The organism is Ulvibacter sp. 2305UL32-6, from assembly GCF_058148545.1.
Genome location: NZ_JBYVKA010000051.1, coordinates 1 through 856, shown reverse-complemented (window position 1 = coordinate 856; position 856 = coordinate 1). Strand labels below are relative to the sequence as shown.

At 30.4% G+C, this 856-nt stretch carries 1 protein-coding gene; it reads right to left on the bottom strand.

What is annotated here, in order from left to right:
• Positions 1-135: 135 nt before the first annotated feature.
• Positions 136-783 carry a DUF6090 family protein gene (locus ACY2RU_RS17655; RefSeq protein WP_490139804.1) on the bottom strand — a complete coding sequence of 216 codons (648 nt, stop codon included), beginning with the start codon at positions 781-783 and terminating at the stop codon, positions 136-138.
• Positions 784-856 lie beyond the last annotated feature (73 nt).

The following is an 856-nucleotide window of genomic DNA, read 5'->3' as shown; positions in this document are numbered from 1 at the left end:
TAACGTGTTTGTGTATGATTTCGTTGCGTGTTTCAGCAACTAAATTAGTAAACAAAAACGAACCAGAGGAAATTCCGAAGGAATTTCCAAGTAGGCTAGCACTAGCAATGAATTATACACGGTGTTGTGCTTTCGTTATTTTTCTACATTTATTTCATCAATTTCTGCCGTTGCTAATTTTAGCTGTTTTAAATACCATTCCAATTGTATAAAATGGTGATATACATCGTCTAGAAATTCAGTCAATTGTTCAGGTTTCATTTCACGAAAATTTCCAGTTCTTCTTTCGTAGCTATATTTTTTACTTAAAAAAGCCCATCTTTCGTCCAAAATCCTACCGTTATCAATCAATCTATCATAAGTTGAATTATATAATTTAACTACTTTTTGAACTAATTCCTTGTTTCGGAAAATAGTTATTTGATTTCCTGATACAGCTGATTCGTAAGAGCCAGAAATAGGATAAAATGTCCGTTGACTTCTAAAATAATTCTTGAATATAGAGTATAAATGTTTTCTATCATTATTGTAGAGGTTTTGTAAGTCGTTATTCAAGATTTGATAAGCCTCTATTCTCGGTTCGTTAAGTTCTAATATGGTCTCAATAAAAGCTTTATCTTGTTTTAAATCATTTTTTAAGCTTGTTATAAATTCCTTTTCAGTTGTGGATTGTTTCCTAGATTCGTTCCAATTATTAATCTGTAGCGCAATTAAAATTCCGATTACCACAAGAATAATTTCTCCAATAGCATATTTAAAATACTTTCCAGTTCTATTTTCCATAAACAAGTTTTGACGAATTTTTCTAAAGAATTTTATCATTGGTTAGCGGTTTCTGATAATGAAGCACAACGGT